The sequence below is a fragment of the Rhodococcus maanshanensis NBRC 100610 genome, assembly GCF_001894865.1.
Classification (GTDB): domain Bacteria; phylum Actinomycetota; class Actinomycetes; order Mycobacteriales; family Mycobacteriaceae; genus Rhodococcus_G; species Rhodococcus_G maanshanensis.
The window spans coordinates 1-1,942 of sequence record NZ_BCXA01000004.1 but is presented as its reverse complement, the minus strand read 5'-3'; the positions used below and the strand labels follow the sequence as shown (position 1 = coordinate 1,942).

1 protein-coding gene is annotated in these 1,942 nt (G+C 70.0%); it reads right to left on the bottom strand.

From position 1 onward, the window contains the following. A partial coding sequence (locus RM1_RS26985) for an Ig-like domain repeat protein (RefSeq protein WP_143187320.1) occupies positions 1 to 1,929 on the bottom strand: 1,929 nt, incomplete at its 3' end. Between the last annotated feature and the right edge of the window lie 13 nt (positions 1,930 to 1,942).

The following is a 1,942-nucleotide window of genomic DNA, read 5'->3' as shown; positions in this document are numbered from 1 at the left end:
GGTTCGGACCTTCAGGCCGGGGTTGCCCGTGAGGGTCGAGTTGATCGGCTGCCCCCATACCTGCGAGGAGTTGTTGCACTCCCCGCGGGTGCCTGCGCTAATGGTGCCCAGCGCCTTGGTGCCGGTCACCATGGCTCCACCGCTGTCGCCATGAATCCCGCAGACCCTCACGGCGAAGGCGTCGTACACGTTGGCGATGACGGTGCCTCCGCTTTGGGGGGCTATGTGCTGGTTGACGGCGGTGATCTTGCCGCAGGTGAAGCCGGTCATTCGGCCGGACTTGCACACCGGCGCCCCGACCACGGGATCCGCGGTGCCGGTGATCGGCAACGGGTCCCCGCCGTAGGTATCGACGAAGTTGTTCTCGAAACGGTTGGCGGTCTCGTCGTCGATCATGATCAACGCGTAGTCGCCGCCATCGATGACTGTCTTGTCGAAGGTGCCGATCGAGTAGTGGCCGCCGTTATCCCCAATGGACGCCCTCGAGGCACCCGACTCGCCCGCGTTTTCGGGGTGCGGGTCACAGTGTCCGGCGGTGATGTTCACCGCGTGGCCGTCGCCGTCGGTGGCGTTGAAACCGAACGAGCACCCGCCCGGCCCGATGGAGTAGGCCTGGCCACCGAGGATGGCGTTGGCGGCCGGCGGCTTGGGCTTGGTGGTGGTGGGCTTAGTGGTGGGGGGCTTGGGGGGCCCCGCGACGGTGACTTGCTGGGTGGTGGTGGATCCGGTGACGCCGTCGCGGCCGGAGAAGGTGGCCTTGATGCTCACCTTCCCGGCGATGCTGGGGTACCACTCCTGGGTGGCGGTGCCGTCGGCGCCGACCTGTGCTTCTTCGTGGTAGGTGTTCTTGTCGTCCTCGAATACGACGGTGCCGCCCGCTGCTGCGGGGGTGACCTTCGCCTTCAACGTGATCGCCTTGCCGCCGGCGGTGGCTCCCTTGATGGGGGCGAGGGTGATCGTGGAGGTGGCGGTGTTGGTGCCGGCGGGTGCGACGGTGACCTGTTGGGTGGTGGTGGTTTCTCCGGCGACGCCGTCGCGGCCGGTAAAGTTGGCGGTGATGGTGCGCTGACCGGCGGTGGTGGGGGTCCACTGGTGGGTGGCTTGGCCGTTGGCGCCGACCTGTGCGGTGCCGAGGAGGTCCTCGCCGTCCGCGAAGTCGATCTCGCCGCCGGCTCCGGCCGGGTTGACGGTGGCGGTCAGTGTGGTCGCCTTGCCGACGGTGGCTCCGGCGATGGGGTTGAGGGTGACGGTGGTGGCGGCCGGGTCCGTGGTCGGGTCCGTGGTGGGTTCGGTGGGCTTGGTGGGTGTGGTCGGGTCGGACGAGCCGAGCGAGCCGAACCCGGGCAGTTCGGACGAAGCGGCCGGTCCCTGCGCCACGCGCACGAAGCCCAGGAAGCCGGGCAGTTGCAGGCCCTGGCCCGCAGCGGTGTCCGTGACGTTCAACGCGATGTCGTTGGCGGCGGGGTCGATCGCGGTGCCGTTGACGAGGCCGGCCAGCGGTGCGGGAAGCTGCTGAACCCAGGCGTTGAGCTGGCCCAGCAGGCCGGACAGGACCTGCTCGCTGCGCGCCTGGTCCTTCACCTTGAAACCCGCGGCCTCCACGGCGGTGCGGGCGGCGGCCTTGTCCGGTCCGTCGGCCAGGCCGACCAGCGGTGTGCCGGCCGCATCGAGCCAGGCGCCGGCGTAGGCGGTGGGGAACTTGCCGCGCAGCGTGTCGGCGAACGCCGCCAGATCCTGCCCGGTGTCCGCCTGGTCGAGGTACTGGGCCGGGCTGAGCCCGAGGTCGCGTTGGATCGCGGCCACCATGTCCGCCGGCAGTGCGGGTGCCGGTCCGGTGGGTTCGGCCTGGGCCAGGGTCACGCAGGGCGCGACCAGAAGCAGTGCCGCGGTGCCGATCATCGCGGCACGGCGGGCGCGGGTTCTACGCATGGGGGCCTTTCGG